The 20,150-nt window shown below is 70.1% G+C and carries 26 protein-coding genes; 17 read left to right on the top strand and 9 right to left on the bottom strand.

Annotation, left to right across the window (positions count from 1 at the left end; translation table 11 throughout):
* Positions 1 to 2: 2 nt before the first annotated feature.
* Positions 3 to 1,316 carry a lipase family protein gene (locus tag AB0I43_RS20530; RefSeq protein ID WP_357432527.1) on the bottom strand — a complete coding sequence of 438 codons (1,314 nt, stop codon included), beginning with the start codon at positions 1,314 to 1,316 and terminating at the stop codon, positions 3 to 5.
* A 38-nt stretch (positions 1,317 to 1,354) separates the two neighbouring features.
* Positions 1,355 to 2,938: a GMC oxidoreductase gene (locus AB0I43_RS20525; RefSeq protein WP_357432526.1), complete on the bottom strand. Its 1,584-nt coding sequence runs from the start codon at positions 2,936 to 2,938 to the stop codon at positions 1,355 to 1,357.
* 64 nt (positions 2,939 to 3,002) lie between these two features.
* On the opposite strand from AB0I43_RS20525, the gene AB0I43_RS20520 reads away from it, so the two are divergent.
* From AB0I43_RS20520 to AB0I43_RS20495, 6 genes are all read left to right on the top strand, one after another.
* Positions 3,003 to 3,662, top strand: coding sequence for a TetR family transcriptional regulator (locus AB0I43_RS20520; RefSeq protein WP_357432525.1), 660 nt, complete (start codon positions 3,003 to 3,005; stop codon positions 3,660 to 3,662).
* Positions 3,663 to 4,031: 369 nt separating this feature from the next.
* Positions 4,032 to 4,934 (top strand): pyridoxal 5'-phosphate synthase lyase subunit PdxS, encoded by a 903-nt coding sequence (pdxS, locus tag AB0I43_RS20515; protein WP_356975662.1) that lies wholly within the window; start codon positions 4,032 to 4,034, stop codon positions 4,932 to 4,934.
* A gap of 104 nt (positions 4,935 to 5,038) precedes the next feature.
* Complete coding sequence (locus tag AB0I43_RS20510; protein WP_357432524.1) at positions 5,039 to 5,266, top strand: type II toxin-antitoxin system VapB family antitoxin; 228 nt, start codon at positions 5,039 to 5,041, stop codon at positions 5,264 to 5,266.
* Complete coding sequence (locus AB0I43_RS20505) at positions 5,263 to 5,700, top strand: PIN domain nuclease (RefSeq protein ID WP_357432523.1); 438 nt, start codon at positions 5,263 to 5,265, stop codon at positions 5,698 to 5,700. The genes AB0I43_RS20510 and AB0I43_RS20505 overlap by 4 nt, the downstream gene beginning before the upstream one ends.
* Positions 5,701 to 5,930: 230 nt before the next feature.
* Complete coding sequence (locus AB0I43_RS20500) at positions 5,931 to 6,356, top strand: SDR family oxidoreductase (protein ID WP_357432522.1); 426 nt, start codon at positions 5,931 to 5,933, stop codon at positions 6,354 to 6,356.
* A 181-nt stretch (positions 6,357 to 6,537) separates the two neighbouring features.
* Positions 6,538 to 7,368, top strand: a complete 831-nt coding sequence (locus AB0I43_RS20495; RefSeq protein WP_357432521.1) for an MHYT domain-containing protein — start codon at positions 6,538 to 6,540, stop codon at positions 7,366 to 7,368.
* Here the strand turns inward: AB0I43_RS20495 and AB0I43_RS20490 are convergent.
* The gene (locus AB0I43_RS20490; RefSeq protein WP_357432520.1) at positions 7,334 to 8,158 is read right to left on the bottom strand and encodes a helix-turn-helix transcriptional regulator; all 825 of its coding nucleotides are present in this window, start codon (positions 8,156 to 8,158) and stop codon (positions 7,334 to 7,336) included. The genes AB0I43_RS20495 and AB0I43_RS20490 overlap by 35 nt on opposite strands.
* 88 nt (positions 8,159 to 8,246) lie before the next feature.
* Between AB0I43_RS20490 and AB0I43_RS20485 the strand changes: the two genes are divergently transcribed.
* Together AB0I43_RS20485 and AB0I43_RS20480 are read left to right on the top strand one after the other, a co-directional pair.
* Entirely contained in the window at positions 8,247 to 8,645 is a 399-nt protein-coding gene (locus AB0I43_RS20485) for a hypothetical protein (protein ID WP_357432519.1), read from the top strand.
* A gap of 4 nt (positions 8,646 to 8,649) precedes the next feature.
* Positions 8,650 to 9,051, top strand: a complete 402-nt coding sequence (locus tag AB0I43_RS20480; RefSeq protein WP_357432518.1) for an SgcJ/EcaC family oxidoreductase — start codon at positions 8,650 to 8,652, stop codon at positions 9,049 to 9,051.
* Position 9,052: 1 nt separating this feature from the next.
* Here the strand turns inward: AB0I43_RS20480 and AB0I43_RS20475 are convergent, their stop codons facing one another.
* Entirely contained in the window at positions 9,053 to 9,649 is a 597-nt protein-coding gene (locus AB0I43_RS20475; protein ID WP_357432517.1) for a hypothetical protein, read from the bottom strand.
* Between the two features lie 109 nt (positions 9,650 to 9,758).
* On the opposite strand from AB0I43_RS20475, the gene AB0I43_RS20470 reads away from it, so the two are divergent.
* A complete protein-coding gene (locus AB0I43_RS20470) occupies positions 9,759 to 10,259 on the top strand; it encodes a hypothetical protein (RefSeq protein ID WP_356975672.1) in 501 nt (166 codons plus the stop codon).
* 73 nt (positions 10,260 to 10,332) lie between these two features.
* On the opposite strand, the gene AB0I43_RS20465 is transcribed toward AB0I43_RS20470, so the two are convergent.
* Complete coding sequence (locus tag AB0I43_RS20465; RefSeq protein WP_357432516.1) at positions 10,333 to 11,007, bottom strand: TMEM175 family protein; 675 nt, start codon at positions 11,005 to 11,007, stop codon at positions 10,333 to 10,335.
* Positions 11,008 to 11,493: 486 nt separating this feature from the next.
* Here AB0I43_RS20465 and AB0I43_RS20460 point away from each other — a divergent pair, with 486 nt between their 5' ends.
* A complete protein-coding gene (locus tag AB0I43_RS20460) occupies positions 11,494 to 12,705 on the top strand; it encodes a thioester reductase domain-containing protein (RefSeq protein WP_357432515.1) in 1,212 nt (403 codons plus the stop codon).
* Here AB0I43_RS20460 and AB0I43_RS20455 read toward each other — a convergent pair.
* Positions 12,702 to 13,514 carry a methyltransferase domain-containing protein gene (locus AB0I43_RS20455; protein WP_357432514.1) on the bottom strand — a complete coding sequence of 271 codons (813 nt, stop codon included), beginning with the start codon at positions 13,512 to 13,514 and terminating at the stop codon, positions 12,702 to 12,704. The two genes, AB0I43_RS20460 and AB0I43_RS20455, sit on opposite strands and share 4 nt — an antisense overlap.
* Before the next feature lie 26 nt (positions 13,515 to 13,540).
* Positions 13,541 to 13,912 carry a hypothetical protein gene (locus AB0I43_RS20450; protein WP_356975679.1) on the bottom strand — a complete coding sequence of 124 codons (372 nt, stop codon included), beginning with the start codon at positions 13,910 to 13,912 and terminating at the stop codon, positions 13,541 to 13,543.
* Positions 13,913 to 14,020: 108 nt separating this feature from the next.
* Between AB0I43_RS20450 and AB0I43_RS20445 the strand changes: the two genes are divergently transcribed.
* The 4 genes from AB0I43_RS20445 to AB0I43_RS20430 all read left to right on the top strand — a co-directional run bounded on the left by AB0I43_RS20445 (position 14,021) and on the right by AB0I43_RS20430 (position 17,433).
* Entirely contained in the window at positions 14,021 to 14,842 is an 822-nt protein-coding gene (locus AB0I43_RS20445) for an acyl-CoA thioesterase II (RefSeq protein WP_356975680.1), read from the top strand.
* Between the two features lie 46 nt (positions 14,843 to 14,888).
* Entirely contained in the window at positions 14,889 to 15,533 is a 645-nt protein-coding gene (gene pdxT / locus AB0I43_RS20440; protein WP_357432513.1) for a pyridoxal 5'-phosphate synthase glutaminase subunit PdxT, read from the top strand.
* A gap of 162 nt (positions 15,534 to 15,695) precedes the next feature.
* Positions 15,696 to 16,529 carry a C1 family peptidase gene (locus AB0I43_RS20435; protein WP_356975683.1) on the top strand — a complete coding sequence of 278 codons (834 nt, stop codon included), beginning with the start codon at positions 15,696 to 15,698 and terminating at the stop codon, positions 16,527 to 16,529.
* A gap of 151 nt (positions 16,530 to 16,680) precedes the next feature.
* Positions 16,681 to 17,433, top strand: a complete 753-nt coding sequence (locus AB0I43_RS20430; RefSeq protein WP_357432512.1) for a YebC/PmpR family DNA-binding transcriptional regulator — start codon at positions 16,681 to 16,683, stop codon at positions 17,431 to 17,433.
* On the opposite strand, the gene AB0I43_RS20425 is transcribed toward AB0I43_RS20430, so the two are convergent.
* Positions 17,430 to 17,927 carry an SRPBCC family protein gene (locus AB0I43_RS20425; protein WP_357432511.1) on the bottom strand — a complete coding sequence of 166 codons (498 nt, stop codon included), beginning with the start codon at positions 17,925 to 17,927 and terminating at the stop codon, positions 17,430 to 17,432. The two genes, AB0I43_RS20430 and AB0I43_RS20425, sit on opposite strands and share 4 nt — an antisense overlap.
* Positions 17,924 to 18,283, bottom strand: a complete 360-nt coding sequence (locus AB0I43_RS20420) for a metalloregulator ArsR/SmtB family transcription factor (protein ID WP_356975688.1) — start codon at positions 18,281 to 18,283, stop codon at positions 17,924 to 17,926. The genes AB0I43_RS20425 and AB0I43_RS20420 overlap by 4 nt, the downstream gene beginning before the upstream one ends.
* A gap of 93 nt (positions 18,284 to 18,376) precedes the next feature.
* Between AB0I43_RS20420 and AB0I43_RS20415 the strand changes: the two genes are divergently transcribed.
* The 3 genes from AB0I43_RS20415 to ruvA all read left to right on the top strand — a co-directional run bounded on the left by AB0I43_RS20415 (position 18,377) and on the right by ruvA (position 20,150).
* A complete protein-coding gene (locus AB0I43_RS20415; protein WP_357432510.1) occupies positions 18,377 to 18,886 on the top strand; it encodes an O-acetyl-ADP-ribose deacetylase in 510 nt (169 codons plus the stop codon).
* Positions 18,887 to 18,984: 98 nt separating this feature from the next.
* Positions 18,985 to 19,554 (top strand): crossover junction endodeoxyribonuclease RuvC, encoded by a 570-nt coding sequence (gene ruvC, locus AB0I43_RS20410; protein WP_357432509.1) that lies wholly within the window; start codon positions 18,985 to 18,987, stop codon positions 19,552 to 19,554.
* Positions 19,551 to 20,150: a Holliday junction branch migration protein RuvA gene (gene ruvA / locus AB0I43_RS20405; protein ID WP_356975694.1), complete on the top strand. Its 600-nt coding sequence runs from the start codon at positions 19,551 to 19,553 to the stop codon at positions 20,148 to 20,150. The genes ruvC and ruvA overlap by 4 nt, the downstream gene beginning before the upstream one ends.

Below are 20,150 nucleotides of genomic sequence, written 5' to 3'. Positions count from 1 at the left end.
GATCAGTCGAATGTGCAACCGCTGAGCGGTTTTCCGGCCAGCCGGTCGAGCAGATACGGGATCACGTTGTCCACGAAACCGTCGATCAGCTCGGGCCCGAAATGGTTGGGCAGCGTGGTGCCCGGGAGGATGGCGGGCAGGTGGTTGGTGCGGAAGGTGACGGTCGCACCGCGGCCGCACCAGTCCTGGGCCAGCTGCCGCACCTGGCCGTAGGGGATGGTGTCGTCGTTGATGCCGCTGGTCACCAGCACCGGCACGCCCGGCGTGCGATGACCGATGCGCTGCTCGGTGAGGATCGCGGCGGCCCCGGGCAGTTCGCGCAGGTGCTCCGGCAGCGGGCGGCCGTCGACGGTGAGCGCGGACGATCGCAGGAACGGCCGGCTCAGGATGACGTCGCCGATGCAGTCGTCGGCGAGCGCGTCCAGGGTGGCCTTGCCCTCGGGCGTGGTGCGGCGATCCACCTCGGTGGCCAGCGCCGGATAGCGCTCACGGAAACCGTTGAGCGCGAAGCCGATCGCGCCGCCGATCAGGTTCCCGCTGTCGATCTGGCCGATCACTGCGGTCAGATCGGCGGGCGGCGCACCGGACCAGACCCCTTTGAGGTTCAGTTCGGGCGCGTACTCCGGCTGCAATTCGGCGGCCGACGCCGTCGCGCCGCCGCCCTGGGAGTAGCCCCAGAACGCCAGCGGGGTCGCGGGGCCGGTGCCCGCCAGGCGCACCGCGGCGCGGGCGGCGTCGAGCACCGCGTGCCCGGACTCGACCCGGTTCACGTAGGTGTGGATGCCGGGGGTGCCCAGGCCGATGTAGTCGGTGAGGAAGACGTTGGCGCCCAGCGCCGTCCACGCCGCGAGCGCCACGGCCTCCTGGTTCGGCGACATCGACCGCCGGTTCAGGTCCACGACGAAGCCCGTCGACGCCGCGACCGAGGCGGCGCACTGATCGCCCTGCCCGACCGTGCCCGGCGCGATGACGATGGTGGGCCGCTCGCCGCCGCCCTGCCACGGCCGGGTGCCCGGCACATAGGTGCCCGTGACCGCCGTCGGCGACCCGTCCTGCAACTGCGAGGTGTACATCACCAGCTGCCCGGGGACGGGCCACTGGTCGCCGGGGATCGTCGCGAAGATCGAGGCCGGCTGGGACTTGATGATCGCGCCCGGCGTGGTGTCGAACTGCGCGGGCGGGTAATAGAACGGACTGACCGGTTCGGCCGCGGCCTGGCCGAGGGTTCCGGCCGCGGCCGAACAGGCGACGGCGACCGCCAGGGCGGCGCGGCGTAGTCGTCTTGCTGAGTGCATGGTGTTGCTCCAGATGTTCACTCGCGCACCGGTGCGCGAGGTGTTCGGTGACCGGGTGGTCAGATGAGGGTGCCGACGTCGCGGGCGACCAGGTTGTCCAGCGCGCGCTCGGCGACGGCCGCGATGGTCATCGAGGGGTTGCAGGCGGCGGCGCTGCCGGGCAGGAGCGCGCCGTCGACGACGTAGAGCCCGCGCTGGCCGAGCACCCGGCCGTCGAGGTCGCAGACCGTGCCCATGCAGGCGCCGCCGAGCGGGTGCCAGGTCGAGGGGAAGACGGCGTTGGTGTCGGTCAGCGTGCCGGTCGGCCCGGCGATGCGGCGGGCGGCGGGCGCGATGCTGCGTTCCAGGGCGTCCCGGTCGCCGTCGGCGGGCCAGTGCAGCACGGCGTCGGCGGCGGCGGCGTCGTAGACGAAGCGGCCGCGGCTGGCGCTGACGCCGTAGCCGACCATCATGGTGCTGTGCGCGTCCATCGGCAGCGGCGGGATCGACGCCTGGATCAGGGTGTGCGCGTTGTGCGGGTCGTCCCAGTTCAGGCTGCCGTAGACCACCGGACCGCCCTGCGCGGCACCGAAATCCGCGGTGGGATCGGTCCACAGGTAGATACGGTCGGCGTTGGTGCCCCACCCCGCGCCGAGGTCGTCGGGCAGGTCGGGGATGCGGCCCTGCGCACCCGCGCGCACCAGCAGGCGGGTGGTGTTGAGGCTGCCCGCCGCCAGGATCAGCGCGCCGGTGCTGAGGATCTTCTGCTCGAGCACGGTCCCGGCGGTGTCGGTCCGGTCGACGTAGACCGTCCAGCGGCCGTCGACGGCGCGTTCGACGGCGGTGACCTGGTGCAGCGTCTCGACGGTCACCCGGCCGGTGGCTTCGGCCTGGGCCAGGTAGGTGACGTCGACGGAGTGCTTGCCGCCGTTGTTCACGCCGAGCGAGCCCGCGCCGTTGGTATAGGAGGCGGTCATCTCCCCGCGGAGTTCGGCCAGCGCGTAATTCCAGTCGATCGGCATCGGGATTTTCGCCAGGGGCAGCCCGGCACGGCGCACGCGCTCGGCGAAGTAGCGCGGGGCGGCGTAGGTGGGGGCGGCGATCAGTTCGTCCGGGGCGACGGCCAGGCCCAGCATGCGTTCCACCCGGCGGTAGTGCACCCGGTCCATGGTGGCCCAGTCGAGTTCGGGCGGCAGGTGGGTGTTGAAGACCGCCTCGGCCGGTTGCAGCGACATGCCCTGGTAGATCAGCGAGCCGCCGCCGACGCCCGCAGCGCACAGCGCGGTCATGTTCACCCCCGACACCGCGTCGATCAGGCCGGTGTAGCGCCCGACGTCCAGCTCGGTGCCGAACGGGCTGCGCATGGACTGGTGCCAGAGCATGCGTGCGTCGGGCCGGGTCGGGTTGGGGAAGGTGTCCGCGTCCGGCCCGGTGGGCCAGCGGATGCCGCGTTCCAGGACGGTGACCGGCACGCCGGCCTGGGCCAGGCGCAGCGCGGCTACGCCGCCGCCGAATCCGGAGCCGACCACCAGGGCGCGGTGTTCGGCGCGGGTGACCGGGATCGTGCGTTTCCGCGGGGCGGCGCCGGCGGCCCCGGCGCCCAGGAGCATGGCGCCCGCCGCGGCGGCTCCGGTCAGCATCGACCGGCGCGTGAGTGTTGGCATCGAAGAACTCTCGGTAGTCCGTTGAGTAACGCGGTTACTCAAGTAACGGCGTTACTGTAGCGGGGTGCGCAAGGAGACGGAAGAGGCGCTGAAAGCCCGGATCCTGGAAGTGGTCCGGGAACAGCTGGAGACCGAGGGCTACGACGCGGTCCAGTTGCGCGGGGTCGCCAGCCGCGCCCGGGTCTCGTTGACCACGATCTACAAGCATTTCCCCACCCGCGACGAGCTGATCGTGGCCGCGCTGCAGGAGTGGATGGCCGAAAACTCCTACGTCGCCATGGAATCGCCGCCGCCGGGTGAACCGATCTACGACGGATTGATGCGCGTGATCCGGCACGTCTTCGAGCCGTGGGAACGGCACCCGCTGATGCTGCAGGCCTACCACCGGGCCCGCACGGGCGCGGGTGCGCAGCACCTGGACAACCACGGACTCGACGCGGTGCTCCCGATCGCGGCCGAGGTGCTGTCCGGGGCCGACGAGTCCTACCTGTCCGACATCGCCACGATCGCGTCCAATATGGCGTTCGCGCTGCTCGGGCAGTGCGCCGACGGGGTGCTGGAGGTGGCCGAGGCGCTGCGGTTGTTCGAGCGCGCCGTCTACCGGCTGACCGCCGACAACGCCGCCGACGCCGCGGTGGCGCTGGCCCGCCGCGAAGCCGGGCAGACCCGGGCCCCGGCCCTCGGCCCGGAGATCGCCGCGCCCTACCGGCGAAGTGAGCCGTGACTCACCGCGCTGTGATCTGGTTCACGATCGTGCTAGCTTCGGACTGAATCGGCGCCGGGCGGGTAAACCGTTCGGGACGTGCCCGGGTTCCGGCGTCGGCGCTCCAAAGGCTTTGGGGCGGCCCCGTTTCGGTGTGTGGAGGTAGCCAACCAATGTCGTACCTGCTCTACGATTTCCTGTTGCCCCTGTTGGGCCCCGCGGCCGCGCAGTACTGGGCGACACTGCTGGTCGTCGCGCCGCTCTGAGGCGGCTCCCGGGCACCAGGCCAGTGGTGTGCAACTGGCTATCTAGTGGCTTTCCGAGCGGGCCTAGAATCGGGTCGAGAGTTCTTCAGCGATCCGATTGGCACCAATGACTCAGGAGAATGCCGTGACCACGCCCGAGACCACCAACACCGTCGGCACCGCCCGCGTGAAGCGCGGCATGGCCGAGATGCTCAAGGGCGGGGTGATCATGGATGTGGTTACCCCGGAGCAGGCCAAGATCGCCGAGGACGCGGGCGCTGTCGCCGTCATGGCGCTGGAGCGGGTGCCCGCCGACATCCGCGCCCAGGGCGGCGTCTCCCGGATGAGCGATCCCGACATGATCGACGGCATCATCGCCGCGGTCTCCATCCCGGTCATGGCCAAGGCGCGCATCGGCCACTTCGTCGAGGCGCAGGTGCTGCAGAGCCTCGGCGTGGACTACATCGACGAGTCCGAGGTGCTCACCCCGGCCGACTACGCCAACCACATCGACAAGTGGCAGTACACCGTGCCTTTCGTCTGTGGCGCCACCAACCTCGGTGAGGCGCTGCGCCGCATCACCGAGGGCGCGGCGATGATCCGCTCCAAGGGTGAGGCCGGGACCGGCGACGTCTCCAACGCCACCACCCACATGCGCCAGATCCGCGCCGAGCTGCGCAAGCTGCAGTCGCTGCCCAAGGACGAACTGTTCGTCGCCGCCAAGGAACTGCAGGCCCCCTACGAGCTGGTCCGCGAGGTCGCCGAGACCGGCAAGCTCCCCGTCGTGCTCTTCACCGCCGGCGGCATCGCCACCCCCGCCGACGCCGCGATGATGATGCAGCTCGGCGCCGAGGGCGTCTTCGTCGGCTCCGGCATCTTCAAGTCCGGCAACCCCGCCGAGCGCGCCGCCGCCATCGTCAAGGCCACCACCTTCTACGACGACCCGGACGTCCTCGCCAAGGTCTCCCGCGGTCTCGGCGAGGCCATGGTCGGCATCAATGTCGACGAGATCCCGCAGCCGCATCGCCTCGCCGAGCGCGGCTGGTAATCCCCGAACCCGGACCGCCGGAGGGCCCTTTCGTGCCCTCCGGCGGTTCTTTTGTACAGAAGCTTTATGCATAGCCGATGTGTATTCGTCGTATGCTGGTTGGTATGACGCGGACCATGATCGACCTCGACGATGATCTGCTGGAAAAAGCGGCCAAAGAGCTGGGCACCTACACCAAAAAGGACACTGTGCACGCCGCGCTGCGTTTGGCGCTGCAACGCAACGCGGCCCGGCGACTGCGGGCGATGATGTCCGGAGATCCGGACGGCCTAGCCAATGAGGCGGCAGTCAACGCGATGTGGGAGGACCGCGACCAGGCCACCAATCCGTGACCGCGCAGTACTTGCTGGACAAGTCCGCCGGATTCAGGATGCACCACGAGATCGTGGACGCGCGGGTGGGCCCGCTGATGGAACGCGGGCTCCTCGCCACCTGCGGGATCGCTGACCTCGAGGCAGGCTTCTCGGCGCGGTCCCAGAAACATCACCGGGCGCTGGGCGAGGCCCGCCGTTACGCCCTGCACTATCTGACCACCCCGGACGAAGTCTGGGAACGTGCCTGGCACGTCCAGGAGCAGCTGTCCGAGGCCGGCCTGCACCGGACAGTCAAGATCCCCGACCTCGTGATCGCCGCCGTCGCCGAGCATCACGGGCTCGTCGTGCTGCACTACGACCACGACTTCGACAGGATTGCCGCCGTCACCGGGCAGCCGGTCGAATGGGTGGTCCCGCCCGGCGCGGCGGATCGAGCCCCGGGTCTTACGTAGATCGGATCTACGTAAGTTTCCTCCGGTGATCATGATCGAGGTTCGGCGGGCGGCGGAGCGGTTTGTTCGTGTCGGGGCCGACGGTGAGTCAGCAGATCAGGGTGCTGGAGCAAGAGCTGGGTGGGGTGCCCGGTCGACCATGTCGTCAGCACGCCCGTCGACGACCAGCTGATCGGCGACCTGGACGCCACGATCGCGCGAAAGATCGTGTATGCCAAGCTGATCGCGCGTTGCTGGCCAAACACGCGCGGATCATCACCGGCGGTTTGCTGACCTTCACCTCCGGCATCGCCGCCTACCGCCCGGGCCCCTGCTCGGCGGTGCTGGCCGCCTGCAATGGCGCGCTGGCCTCCCTGGCCTACGTGCTGGCGCTGGAACTCGGACCGACCTGGGTCAACGTCGTCTCGCCCGGCTGGGTCGACACCCCGGTCTGGGACACCATCGCGGGTCCGGCGAAAACCGAACGGCACCAACAGCTTGCGGCGCGGCTGCCGGTCGGGCGGATCGGGCAGCCCGGCGATATCGCCAAGGCGTTCCTCGCCGTGCTGCGCAATACCTTCATCACAGGCACGGTGCTGCACGTAGACGGTGGGCATCGGCTCGTCTGGGAACGCGGTTGCGGGTGGTGTGCTGATTGTCAAGGGCCGATGACGTAAATCTCTGCGGCCCAAGCACTTCCGGCGCACGCCCGCTACCAGCGCGCATCCCCTCCAGCTATCCCCAGCTATTTTTCTCGGAGCGAGGTGCGGCAAATTTACTACCTGCTGATTCGTCGCTACTGTCAGCAGTGAATCACCGGTGAGCACAGTCGAATACCCGCTCTGGCAAGGAGTTCGCATGCTGGAAATCGACCAATTCACCTATGGCTGGCTCACTCCGGTCCTGGCCTACGTCATGTCGGTCACGGGGTCGTTGCTGGCGCTGCGCTGCATGGTCCGGGCGCGCACCGGCGACGGGCACGGCGGCTGGATCGCGATCGCGGCGATCGCGCTCGGCGGCACCGGCATCTGGGTCATGCATTTCATCGCGATGCTCGGCTTCTCGGTGCGCGACGCCACCATCCGCTACGACGTCCCGGTGACGCTGTTCAGCGCCGGTATCGCGATGGGCGTTGTGTGGCTGGGCCTTTCGCTGGTGATGCGCCGCCCCGGCGAGCTGTCCGCACTCGCGGCCGGCGGCGCGATCACCGGGCTGGGCGTCGGCGCCATGCACTACTCGGGGATGTACGCGATGAAAACCGACGCGGCCGTGCGCTACGACCCGTGGATCGTGCTGCTGTCGCTGGTGATCGCGGTGGTCGCCGCGACCGCCGCGCTCTGGTTCACCCTGCACGTGCGCGGTCTGGGGTCCACCGTGGGGGCGGCGCTGATCATGGGTGTCGCGGTGTGTGGCATGCACTACACCGGCATGTTCGCCATGCGGGCCCATGTCGCCGAGCACATGCACGCGCCGGCCGGGGCGCAGGCCGGTCAGCTGCTGACGCCGCTGATCGTCGCGGTCAGCATGGTGACCATGGTGACGCTGCTGCAGGTCGGCCTCAGTGAGATCGAGGAACCGGATCTGCGCCGGATCGCGGGGCAGCGCGCCAGCCGGTACTGGCCGAGCCACGAGGGCGTCGCGGCCGACGGGACGGCTAGGGGCGCGTTCCGGCACCGGCATCGGCGGTGAAGAGCGTGCGCAGCGTGTCCGCGGTGAATTCGTCCATCGGATAGAACAATTCGATGGCCAGCTCGGCCAGCGTGACGTCCGAGGGCGCCCCGAAGGTGACCATGGTGCTGAACATGCGCAACTCCCCGGCCGGGCTCGCGATCCGCAGCGGGACCGCGAAGGCGGTCGGCGCACCCGGGTCGGGCTCGGTCCGCGTGGGCACCGGATACCCCGACACCTCGTCGTAGAGGTCGCGCAGGACCGGGTCGCCGGTGGCCCGCACCTGCCGGAGCAGGCGGGCCAGCAGGAAATCGCGGACCTGCCCGTGGTTGATCATGTAGGTGGCGGCGCCGGGCGGGCCGGGGTGCAGGGCGAGGCGGTAGACGTTGGGCCGCCGCATCAGGTGCTCGTCGACCTCGCCCGCGAACAGGCTCATCGCGCGATTGGTCGCGACGACGTTCCAGTGCCGGTCCACCGCGATCGCCGGGTAGGGCTCGTGCGCGGTGAGCATGGTGTCCAGTGCCGCGCGGGCGGCGGTGAGCGGGGCGTCGTCCAGGTCGCTCTCCCGGTACTCCGGGGCGAACCCACCGGCGAGCAGCACCGTATTGCGTTCGCGCAGCGGCACGTCCAGCACATCGCAGAGTTTGAGGACCATCGCCCGGCTGGGCTGTGCCTTCCCGGTCTCGACGCAGGACAGGTGCCGTGCGGAACTGTCGGCGGCCAGCGCCAGTTCCAGCTGACTCAACCGCCGCCGCTGCCGCCATTCCCGCAGCAGGGTGCCGACGGGTGATTCCCGCACCGAACGCGTCACCCGGACAGGCTATCGAGCCGCCGCGACCGCTCGCCATGACCTCGGAGGTCATTGAGACCATGACCCGCCGCTGGCAGCGTCGTTTGTCATGACGACCTTGACCCTCGAATCCGGCCCCGGCCTGCGCACCGCGCTGCGGGCCGACGGCTGGAGCACCGGCGCCTTCGGCGTCTTCCTGCTGGCCACCGCGCCGCTACTGCGCGACCCGCTCGGGCTGCCCACCGCGTGGTCGGTGCCGTTCGGCGTCGCCATGCTGGGCGGCGCGGCGGTTCTGCTGCTCCTCGCGGGCGCCGCGCGGCTCTCGTCCCGTCTGGTCGGCGCGGTCGTCGCGGTCAACGCGCTCTCGGGGGTGCTGATGGTGGAACTCGCCTTCCTGGACCTGATTCCCCTCACCGGCTGGGGCCGCGCCTTCCTGCTGTCGGGCGCGGCGTTCGTCGCGACCTTCGCCGCGCTCGAGTTCGCGGGCCTGCGCCGCGGGCAGCGGTGACGTCATGACCGACGAGACCGCCGTCCTGGCCCTGTTGCGCGCGCAGATGGACGCCTGGGCCGCCGGCGACGGCGCCGCCTTCGCCGCCACGTTCACCGCCGACGCCGATTTCGTCTCGGTGATCGGGGAATTCGTGCGCGGGCGGGCCGAACTCGCCACCGTCATGCAGGAGGGCTTCGACGGGTTCATGAAGGGCACCCGCATGGCCGAACCCGACACCACCACCCTGCGTTTCCCGCTGCCCGATGTCGCGGTGCTGGTGACGGTCGGCGATCGCCCGATGCCGCCGGGCGAGCCCGCCCCGCCCGACGCCCGTTCCGTGCAGACCCGGGTCGCGGTGCGGGCCGAGGGGAACTGGCTGTTCACCACCTTCCAGAACACCCGGATCAGCCGCTTCCCGCAGTGAGTCAGGCGCGCACCGCGGGGCGGTCCGGATGGTCCCAGGCGACCAGGATGTCGGGGGCGGCCTGGTGCGCGAGCACGGCCGCGACGGTGAACTGGTCGGCGGGCGGGGTGCGGCGGCGCAGGGCGCCCTCGGACATGCGCAGCGCGACGGTGAGGTCGAAATCGAGGTCGCGTCCCAAGAGCATCGGGCCCGCCACCAGCAGCACCGTGTCCGGGGCGGCGCCGCGGTGGCGGGCGCGGGCCGAGCGGTCGGCATGTTCGTCCCACAGGGCGGGCAGCCAGCGGTCCTGTTCGCGCAGCGCCACCAGGACCTCGCGGCGCAGCGCCGCATAGTCGAACCAGGCGGTGCGGTAGGTGAACTCGTCGGTGGGGTCGTATTCCAGGCGCAGCGAGGCGGGGCGCACGTAGTCGTGCAGCGACACCACCGCGGCGGGGCGGCCGCTGGTGCGCAACCGCTCGGCGACCGCGCGCGCCAGCGGCACCGGGTCGGCCGCGTCGGCCCCGTCGATCGCGATCACCGCGTGACCGGGCAGGTCCGCGGCGCGGGCGGCGATCAGGTCGGCCAGCGCGGTCGGGGTGATGGCGGTGAACTCGGGCACCGGACCATCATGCTCGAACTCTTCGGCCCGGCTCACAGCTGTCTTATGGTTCCCACAGAGCCGCTGGCTAGCTTCGGGTTTCGACTCTGATCGAACAAAGGACGAGTAGTTGAAGCTTCGCCACACCGGACGTATCGCCATCGCGGGCCTGGCCGTCGTAGCCGCCCTCGGCCTGACCGCTTGCGGCAGTGACGACAAGACCGACCCGAAGCCCACCAGCACCACCACCAGCGCCTCGGCCGCCGCACCGGCAGCGGATCTGCCCCCGGTGCCGACCGCCGCCGATCTGAACGCCCAGCTCCAGAAGGCCCTCGATCCGGCCGTGCCGAACGCGGACAAGCTGGCCTGGATCCAGGGCTCCGAAGCCGATCCCGAGCTGCCCAACCGCCTCGCCGAGGCGTACCGGAGCACCAATGCCAGCATCGAGGTCACCGAGGTGACGGCGTTCGGCGACACCATCAACGCCAAGGCCAAGCTGGTCTTCAACGGCCAGGAGAACATCGCCGACGTGCCCTTCGTCGCCGAGAACGGCCAGTGGAAGATCCAGAAGGCGTGGATCTGCCAGATGCTGCAGCTGGCCAACCAGCCCTCGGCGGCCTGCCCCGCCTGATCCCGCGCACCGCGACCCCGGCTCGGACCCGAGCCGGGGTTTTCGCTGTCTTGGAGGACCCCGCGACAGCCGGTTACGCGGGCAACCGCTCGTGCGTCCCGGAGCGGGCACGCTCGAGGAGCCTGCCGCCCGCCGTGGCTGCCAGTGGAGCCAGGAACCAGGCCCACCAGATCCACGGGACGATCCACGCCAACACCGCCGTCACGGCGAAGACAACGCTGACCGAGGCGGAGGCGTTCGCGCTGATCCGAATCCGCCGCGGATCGACGCCGGGTCGCAATACCGCGCGCCGCCAAGCGAATTCCTTCATCACCGCCTCGGAGCCGAACAGCGCGGCGGCGCTCGCGGCAAACAAGCAGACAGCGAATTCGTTGTCGGGGGCGTGCCCGAAGACCGCGGTCGGGAACGGCACGAAGGCCGCGAACAGCAGCAACGGCGCGTGTGCGGCGGCGCTCGCCCGGTCCAGCCGGTCGATCTCGTCGATGAGGTGGTGGTGCCTGCGCCACACCGACCACAGCAGGAAGAACGCCAGCACGAACGCGACGAACGACGCCTTCTCCCGCCACAGGAATTCGGCCAGGGCGCGCGGATCGGCCAGTTCCTCGCCCTCGGGCCGCTTGATCTCGATCACCAGCAGCGTGCACGCGATCGCGAGCACCGCGTCGGTGAATGCTCCCATCCGCGGAGCACTGGAATCATCGTCGCTGTTGAGGCCCTTCAGGGGCGGTGCTTCCGGCTCGGAGTTCACCCCGACGATTATGTGCCAGAAGGTCCGCGCCCGCGCGGGTCCGGGTCGGCGCCATCAGATTTCCATGAAACGTCAACATTTCGCATGTCCGCTGGGCTACATTCCCGCTACGCCGGACAGTCGGCGATGAGAGGTCGGAGGCACACCCGTGGAATTAGTAGGCGCGATCGCCGGAATCATGCAGATGATCATCGGCACCATCCTTTCCAACACCGGATCGGGTGGCTCGGGTTCCGGCTGGTGAACCCGGCGGATTCGGCTCGTCGCGCGCGAGCCGAATCCCCCGATCAGTCCAGGATCGCTGCGGTTTCATCGCGGCGACCTCGTCTTTCGCCGGTGAACGCGGCATGCCCGGAATTGCAGGGGCGCAGGAATTGTGGTCGGGGCGGCGGGGCGATCGGTCGGTAGGGTTCGGGGTATGCCCTGCCCTCGGGATCTGCTGTGGTGAGGGACAGGTTCGAGGCTCGGCTGCGGACCATCGAGGAGATGGCTGGGCCCAATGTGATTCCCGATCGGGCGCGCGGCCGGGGCGCCGTGCCGCCCGAAGTCGGTGCTGACGCGCAATTGGATCCCTCGATCGTGCCGAGCGCGCGGGTGGGGCTCGCGGTGCCCGAGCCGCGCGGAGTGCTGCTCACCGGGGCGACCGGATTTCTCGGCGCGTATCTGGTGCATGCGCTGGCCGAGCGGACCGAGGCGCGGATCTATTGCCTGGTGCGGGCAGCGGATCGGGAAGCGGCGCGCGATCGGGTGGCGGCGGCCCTGCGCCGGTATCGGCTGTGGAGTGCGCCGACACTCGCGCGGGTGACGCCGCTCGCGGGCGACCTCGCCGTGCCCGGATTCGGTTCGACGGCACGGGATTACGCGGCGCTGGCGCGGAAGGTGGACGTCGTCGTGCACAACGGCGCGCGCGTCAATCACGCCGAGCCGTATGCCCGGTTGCGGGCCGCGAACGTGTCCGGGACCGCCGAGGTGCTCCGATTCGCCTGCGACGCAACGCCGAAGCCGGTGCATTTCGTGTCGACGACCTCGGTCGCGTCGGCGACGACGCGACCCGTCTCGACGGTGTCCGAAGCCGACCGGCCGACCCTGGCCGAACTCACCGGCAACGGCTATCTGCTCGGCAAATGGGTGGGGGAGGAACTCGTCGCCCAGGCCGCGGCGCGCGGCCTGCCCGCCGTCATCCACCGCCCCGACCGGGTGTGCGGCAGCCCGCGCACCGGTGCGGCCGGTCCCGACGACGCGTTCTGGACCATGGTCCGGGCGGCGGTGCACGTGGGCGGAGTCCCGCCCGGCGGCGACGCCGAAGTGCGCCTGGTGCCCGCCGATTACGTGGCGGCCGCCCTCGTGCACACTGTCGTGCACGGCACGCCCACCCCGGTGCATCATCTGATCAACCCCACCTCGATGCGCCTGGAGTCCATATGGGAACGCCTGCGCCACAGGGGATTCGACTTACCCACCGTGCCCGCCGAGGAGCTGGTGGCACGCCTGCAGCGCGCCGCCACGACCGATCACGTGCTCGCGGCCGCACTGATCCTGGCCGAAGGAGCCGCGCCCGGCGCGGCACGCATCACCGCCGAGCGGACCGCCGCCGCCCTGGCCGGTTCCGGGCTCGCCTGCCCGCCGATGACACCGGCCCTGCTCGACCGCCATCTCGACTACTTCACCGACACCGGATTCCTACCGCGCCCCGGCTAGCCGGGACGGTGGGCCGCGACGGCGAACATCGTCACCGAGAAGTGGTAATCGCCGGTGGCGACGCCGTGCCGCAACTCCGCCAGCAGCCGATCCCGCTGGTCGGGAGTGATGGTGCCGGCGAGCACCGCCTGGTCGACGCTCACCTGGAACATGGTGTCGAGAATGTCGGGCCCCCAGAGCACGGCGTCGGCGCCGATGTCGTCGACGATCAGGCCCGCAGCGGTGAGCAACCCGCGCAGGTGCCGCCCGGAATGGCGGTTGGTGGTCTTGCCGAGCCACGAATCGGTCAGGGCGCGAACGACTTCCGGGTCGCCGGGGTGGATGATCCCGGTGGCCCAGTCGCTGTCGACCAGCACCACGCGCCCGCCCGGGCGCAGGACGCGGGCGATCTCCGCGGTGGCGCGGGCGGGCTCGTCCAGATGCTGGTAGACGCGCTCGCAGCGCACCGCGTCGACGCTCGCGTCGGGAAACGGCAGCTCGTAGGCGTCGCCGGGGACGAACCGCGCGGCCGACCCGGCTGCCCGCGTCGTTGCCTCGGCGAGCATGGCCGGATTCGGGTCGACGCCGACCGCAACGCCCGTGGGTCCGGCCAGGGCGGCCAAAGCCACCACCTCCGAACCGGTTCCGGAACCGATGTCGACGGCGTGATCGCCCGGGCGGACCGCCAGCGCGTCCAGCGTCCAGCGGCGCAGCCGCCGGACGCCCGCCAGTGCGGCCTGCGCGTCGAGCACGGTGAGCAGCAGTTCCTGATGCGCGCCGTCGACCGGCTGATCGGAACGGAACGACGGCGTGGACGTGTCCTCGGTCATGTTCTGGTTGTACCCGAGCCGAAAGCTCAGGCGAGGACGATCAGCGGCTGGGTTTCGGTTGCGGGCGTGTCGGATTCGACGACGGCGGTGAGCCGGATCCGGGTCTCGCCGAGGGTGCCGGTGAAGACGCGCCGGCCCGCGGCGGCGTCGCGCGCACCGGTCGCGTCGTTCAGGTCCAGCGCCCGGGCCCACGCGAGGAGCTGCGAATTCGCTTCCAGCGCGGGCAGATCGGGATTCGCGGTGCCGCGGAACTCGGGCTCGTCGCCGGCGGCGAATCGAGCACAGCAGTCCCACATCCAGGTCAGGGGAGGTAGCGCCACGCCCGCGGTCTCCGCGGCGTAGGAGTTCACCATCTCGGAGACGGTGTGGATGGCGCCCATCGTCAGCGACTCGATCACACGCGCCAGGGTGTCACCTGTATGCCCGGGTTGTCCGTAAACCCGGCGGGCACGCGTGTCGGCCCGGTCGGGCAAATGTGACGTAACCCCGGCGGTTAATGTGACGCCATGGCGACCATCGAAGAGGCGCTGGAGATCGAGCGGCTCGAACGCGACATCTTCCGCGGAGCATCCACCAAGACCCAGTTGCCGCGCACCTTCGGTGGGCAGGTGGCCGGGCAGGCGCTGGTCTCGGCGGTGCGCACGGTGGACGCGCAGTTCCAGGTGCATTCGCTGCACGGCTACTTCCTCCGCCCGGGCAATCCGGCGGAGCGCACCGTCTACCTGGTGGACCGGATCCGCGACGGCCGTTCCTTCTGCACCCGCCGGGTGACCGGCGTGCAGGACGGCAAGGCGATCTTCACGATGTCGGCCTCCTTCCACTCCGGGGATCAGGGCCCCGAGCATCAGGACGTGATGCCGCAGGTCTCCCCGCCCGACGGCCTGCCCGACGCGCAGACCACGATGAGCCCGGAACGCCTGTGGGCGATGCGGGAATGGGAGCACTGGGACATCCGCCCGGTCCCCGCCGAGGAGGTCTCGCGCCGCGAGGGCGTGGTCTCCCAGCAGCAGGTCTGGTTCCGGTACCGGCATCCGCTGCCCGACGACCCGCTGTTCCACGTCTGCACCCTCGCCTACATGAGCGACATGACCCTGCTCGGCTCCTCCAAGGTGATCCACCCCGACGAGGAGACGCAGAACGCCTCGCTCGATCACGCCATGTGGTTCCTGCGGCCCTTCCGCGCCGACGACTGGCTGCTCTACGACCAGTCCTCCCCGTCGGCGGGCTTCGGGCGCGCGCTGACCGGCGGCAAGATCTTCAACCGCCAGGGCGAATTGGTGGCGGCGGTCGTGCAGGAGGGCTTGATTCGCACGCTGCGGCAGAGCTGACCGGCGTGTGCGCGGCCACAGCCCGGGCCGCCGTATTGTTCGGGGCATGGTTCAGGAGTCCGTGATCACCGCGCCCGCGCCCGGCGCGGCCGCCACCGCCCCGCGGATCGGCGTGCTCGCCCTGCAGGGTGACGTGCGTGAGCATTTCGCCGCTCTGGAACACTGCGGCGCCGAACCGGTCGGCGTGCGGCGGCTCGCGGAACTGGAATCGGTCGACGCGCTGGTGCTGCCCGGCGGGGAGTCCACCGCGATCAGCAAGCTGCTCGAGGTCTTCGAACTGCTCGAACCGCTGCGCGCCCGGCTGCGCGCGGGCATGCCCGCCTTCGGTTCCTGCGCCGGCATGATCCTGCTGGCCTCGGAGGTGCTCGACACCCGCCCGGACGCCCAGCACCTGTCGGGCATCGATATGACGGTGCGCCGCAACGCTTTCGGGCGGCAGGTCGACTCCTTCGAAACCGATCTCGATTTCACCGGCCTGGACGACCCCATCCGCGCCGTCTTCATCCGCGCGCCCTGGGCCGAGCGCACCGGCCCCGGCGTCGAGGTGCTCGCGACGGTGCCCTCGGGCCCCTTTGCCGGGCGCGTCGTCGCCGCGCGGCAGGGCGCCGTGCTGGCCACCTCCTTCCACCCCGAGGTGACCGGCGATCTGCGCGTGCACGAATTGTTCGTCGACATGGTGCGCGCCGCGTAGTCGCGCGGGCCGCTGCGTACCGAAAGCACTGATCAGCGCGCTGGAACGAGTATTCGCTACTCGTGCCCGGACGCGCTCGGCGGCCGATGATTCGTCGTATCCGGGCAACCGAGTCGTCCCGGGCAGTGGCGGCGACGCCACGCGAAGAAAAGACGCACGATCATGACGAACCACGAATATCCGCAGGACTCGGCGTCCGCGGAATCGGTCCCGGCACAGGCTCGGGTCTGCAATCTGGTCCCCTCCCGCGACACCGAGCGGGACTGGACGTTCGGCGACGCGGTGGCGGTCGGCACGCTCGGCGCGGTGGCCGCGCTGCCGCCCGCGGTGGATCTGCGCCGCGACTGGTGGACCATCGGCGACCAGGAGGACACCGGTTCCTGCGTCGGCTGGGCGACCGGCGACGGCCTGATGCGCTACCACCTGATCACCGCCGACCGGCTGGACAAGAACGAGCGGGTCTCGCCGCGCTTCATCTGGATGAGCTCGAAGGAGACCGACGAATTCGACCAGCGCCCGGAGACCTTCATCGAAGGCGGCGGCACCTCGCTCAAGGCCGCCGTCGAGGTGTGCCGCAAGTACGGCGCGGTGCGGGAGACGCTGCTGCCCTTCCACATCGCCACCAAGATGTACACCGGCGAGGAGAACGTCTTCTGGGCGCAGGCCGCCCAGAACAAGATCGCCTCCTACTTCAACCTGCGTAAGAACCTGACCAACTGGAAGACGTGGCTGGCCAACCACGGCCCCATCCTGGTCGGGCTCGGTGTGGACCGGACCTGGGACAACGCCACCGCGAACAACGGCGTGCTGGCCGAGTTCGCCCCGGACACCGTCCGCGGCGGGCACGCCGTCGCGGTGGTCGGGTATCAGGCCAACGGCCGGTTCATCCTGCGCAACAGCTGGGGCACGGCCTGGGGCGACAACGGCTTCGCCTATGCCACGCCCGCGTACATCGCGGGCGCGTTCTTCGACGAGTCCTACGGCGTCACGCTCTAGCTCGAGCCCCGGGGAGGCTCCCGTGACCGGCCGAGTAGGCTGGTGAAGTTGTCCGCTGGCCGGGCGCGGGAGCACCTTCGGGTCCGCCCTGCTTGCCCGCCGGTAACGTACACACGTCCAGCACGTGCAATCGACCTGAAGGAAGTAGGGCATGAGCGGCCACTCCAAATGGGCCACCACCAAGCACAAGAAGGCGGGGATCGACGCGAAGCGCGGCAAGCTCTTCGCCAAGTTGATCAAGAACATCGAGGTGGCGGCCCGCACTGGTGGTAGCGACCCGGCCGGCAACCCGACGCTGTACGACGCCATCCAGAAGGCGAAGAAGTCCTCGGTCCCCAACGACAACATCGAGCGCGCGCGCAAGCGCGGCGGCGGTGAGGAAGCGGGCGGCGCCGACTGGCAGACCATCATGTACGAGGGCTACGGCCCGAACGGCGTGGCCGTGCTGATCGAGTGCCTGACCGACAACCGCAACCGCGCCGCCGGCGAGGTGCGGGTGGCGATGACGCGCAACGGCGGCAACATGGCCGACCCGGGGTCGGTGTCCTACCTGTTCGCCCGCAAGGGCGTGGTCACGCTGGAGAAGAACGGCCTCGCCGAGGACGACGTCCTGATGGCGGTGCTGGACGCCGGCGCCGAGGAGGTCAGCGACCTGGGTGAGTCCTTCGAGATCATCAGCGAGCCGGGCGATCTGATCCCGGTGCGCCAGGCGCTGCAGGCCGCCGGCATCGATTACGACTCCGCCGAGTCCGGCTTCCAGCCCTCGGTCTCGGTCGCGGTCGACGCCGACGGCGCCCGCAAGGTGTTCAAGCTGATCGACGCGCTGGAAGACAGCGACGACGTGCAGAACGTGTACACGAACGTCGACATCTCCGACGAGGTCATGGCCCAGCTCGACGACTAGGCCAGATTCGCGTAGTACTCCTCCTGCGCGGGGTAGTAGTCGCTGAATTCGGGGCGGTCCGCACCTGTGCGGGCCGCCTCGAACATGTCCAGGTAGTACTCCCAGCCGGGGCCGATCTGGCCGAGCATGCCCAGTTTGTCGTCGGTCAGGTGCTGGACGAAGCGGAATTCGGTGATGCCGTCGCGTTCGGTCAGCTCCACCTCGAGCAGCCACGCGCCCATGTCGTCGGTCGCCGAGATCTGCAGCCGGCGCGGCGGCTCGCAGGCGTCGATGTGCATCTCCGTCCAGGGCGCGCCCTCTTCGAAACTCATCTGCACCTTGATGTTGCGGCCCGGCCCGGCCTCGCCGGTCCAGGGGCCGTACCAGCGGGCGGTGCGCTCGGATTCGGTCAGGCTGGCCCAGACGTCCTCGATCGGGGCCCGGTAGGTGCGGGTCAGCACCAGGTCGTGGCCGGTGTCGGTGCCGAGCAGCCGCCCGGTGGGTCGCGTGGTCATGCGGTGTTCTCCTTCGTGGTTGTCGGGTCCGCCGTCGTGCGGCGCTCGCGCCGGGTGCGGTAGACCTCGGTTTCGAGCGCGTCGAAGCGGTGCTCCCAGGCCGTGCGGCCGAATCGGGCGATCCAGTCGGCGATTTCGGCCAGCGGTTCGGTGCGCAGGGCGTAGTAGCGCTCCCGGCCCACGAGTTCGGCGCTGACCAGCCCGCTTTCGCGCAGCACCCGCAGATGCCTGCTGATCGCGGGCCGGCTGATCTCGAACCGCTGCGCGATGTCACCGGCCGTCAGGCGCTGCCCATCCAGCATTTCCAGAATCTCGCGCCGCACGGGGTCGGCGATCGCCCCTGCCACTTCGTCCACGGTAAAAGCGTAACCAACTGGTTACGCTTTGTCGATGGTCTCGGCTACCGTGAACGCGAAATACCCACCAGACCTCGATCGGAGGATTCGTCCATGGTTTCGCTGACCCTGGTCCGCGGCGACATCACCGAGCAATCCGTCGACGCGATCGTCAACGCCGCGAACTCCTCGCTGCTCGGCGGCGGGGGAGTCGACGGCGCGATCCATCGCCGGGGCGGCCCGCAGATCCTGGCCGAATGCCGTGCGCTGCGCGCGTCGCACTATGGCAGGGGGCTGAAAACCGGCCAGGCCGTAGCCACTACGGCCGGGCGGCTCGACGCGCGCTGGGTGATCCACACCGTGGGCCCGGTCTGGTCGGCCACCGAGGATCGCTCCGCACTGCTGATCTCCTGCTATCGCGAATCCCTGCGCGTGGCCGACGAACTCGGCGCGCGCACCGTCGCGTTTCCCGCGATCTCCACCGGCGTCTACCGCTGGCCGCTCGACGACGGGGCGCGGCTGGCGGTGGAAACCGTGCGCGGCACCACGACTCGGGTCGAACAGGTGCGGTTCGTGCTCTTCGACGAAACCGCGTACTCTGCCTTCGCCGCTCAGGTGAACTGATGTCGCGGGTCTCGAGCCCGCTGGAGTGTCTTGAGCGGAGTCGGGCCGGATTCCACTAGAATCTCGAACAGTTGTTCGTGTCTGCGAGAGGGGTTTTGGTGCGGGTGATGGGCGTGGACCCCGGGCTCACCCGGTGCGGCATCAGCATGGTCGAGGGCGGGCTGGGCCGTAAGGTCACCGCGCTCGCCGTCGATGTCGTGCGCACGCCGCCGGAGCTGGATCTCGCGCAGCGGCTGATGCTGGTGGCCGACGCCGCCGAAGCGTGGATGGATACGCACCGGCCCGAGGCGGTGGCCATCGAGCGGGTGTTCGCCCAGCACAATGTGCGCACCGCGATGGGCACCGCGCAGGCCGGCGGCGTGATCGCGCTGGCCGCGGCCCGGCGCGACATCCCCGTGGCGTTCCACACCCCCAGCGAGGTCAAGGCCGCGGTCACCGGCAACGGCACCGCCGACAAGGCGCAGGTGACGGCGATGGTCACCCGGATTCTCGGCCTGGCCGTCGCACCCAAACCCGCCGACGCGGCCGATGCGCTCGCGCTGGCGATCTGCCATTGTTGGCGGGCGCCGCTGCTGGAACGAATGGCCAAGGCCGAGGCGCAGGCGGCCGAGGTGCGCCGGCGCTACACCGAAAAGCTTGCTGAACAACGGAAGGCGGTACGCGGGTGATCGCGTCGATACGCGGTGAGGTCCTGGAGATCGCGCTCGACCACACGGTGCTCGAGGCGTGCGGCGTCGGGTACCGGCTGAACGCCACCCCGGCGACGCTGGCCACCCTGACCCGCGGCGAGGAGATCCGCCTCTACACCGCGATGATCGTGCGCGAGGATTCGCAGACGCTGTTCGGTTTCGCCGACACCGAATCCCGTGATCTGTTCGGCCTGCTGCAGACCGTGTCCGGGGTCGGCCCGCGCCTGGCGATGGCGGTGCTCGCGGTGCTCGAACCCGAGGCGCTGCGCAAAGCGCTGGCCGAAAGCAATGTCGCCGCGCTGACCAGGGTGCCCGGCATCGGCAAGCGCGGCGCCGAACGCATGGTCGTCGAACTGCGCGACAAGGTGAATCTCATTCCGGTGCAGGCCGGTCCGCCCGGTAGCGCCCCCGCCGTCACCCCGGTCCGCGATCAGGTGGTGGAGGCGCTGACCGGCCTCAGCTTCCCGCTGAAACAGGCCGAGCAGGCGGTCGACGCGGTGCTGGCCGAGCAGCCCGCCGCCGGCACCTCCACGGCCCTGCGTGCCGCGCTGGGCCTGCTCGGCAAGAATCGATAG

Origin of the sequence: Nocardia sp. NPDC050435 (genome assembly GCF_040655395.1) — a bacterium.
In the GTDB taxonomy this organism is placed as follows: domain Bacteria; phylum Actinomycetota; class Actinomycetes; order Mycobacteriales; family Mycobacteriaceae; genus Nocardia.
This window is presented reverse-complemented; position numbering and strand designations above follow the sequence as displayed.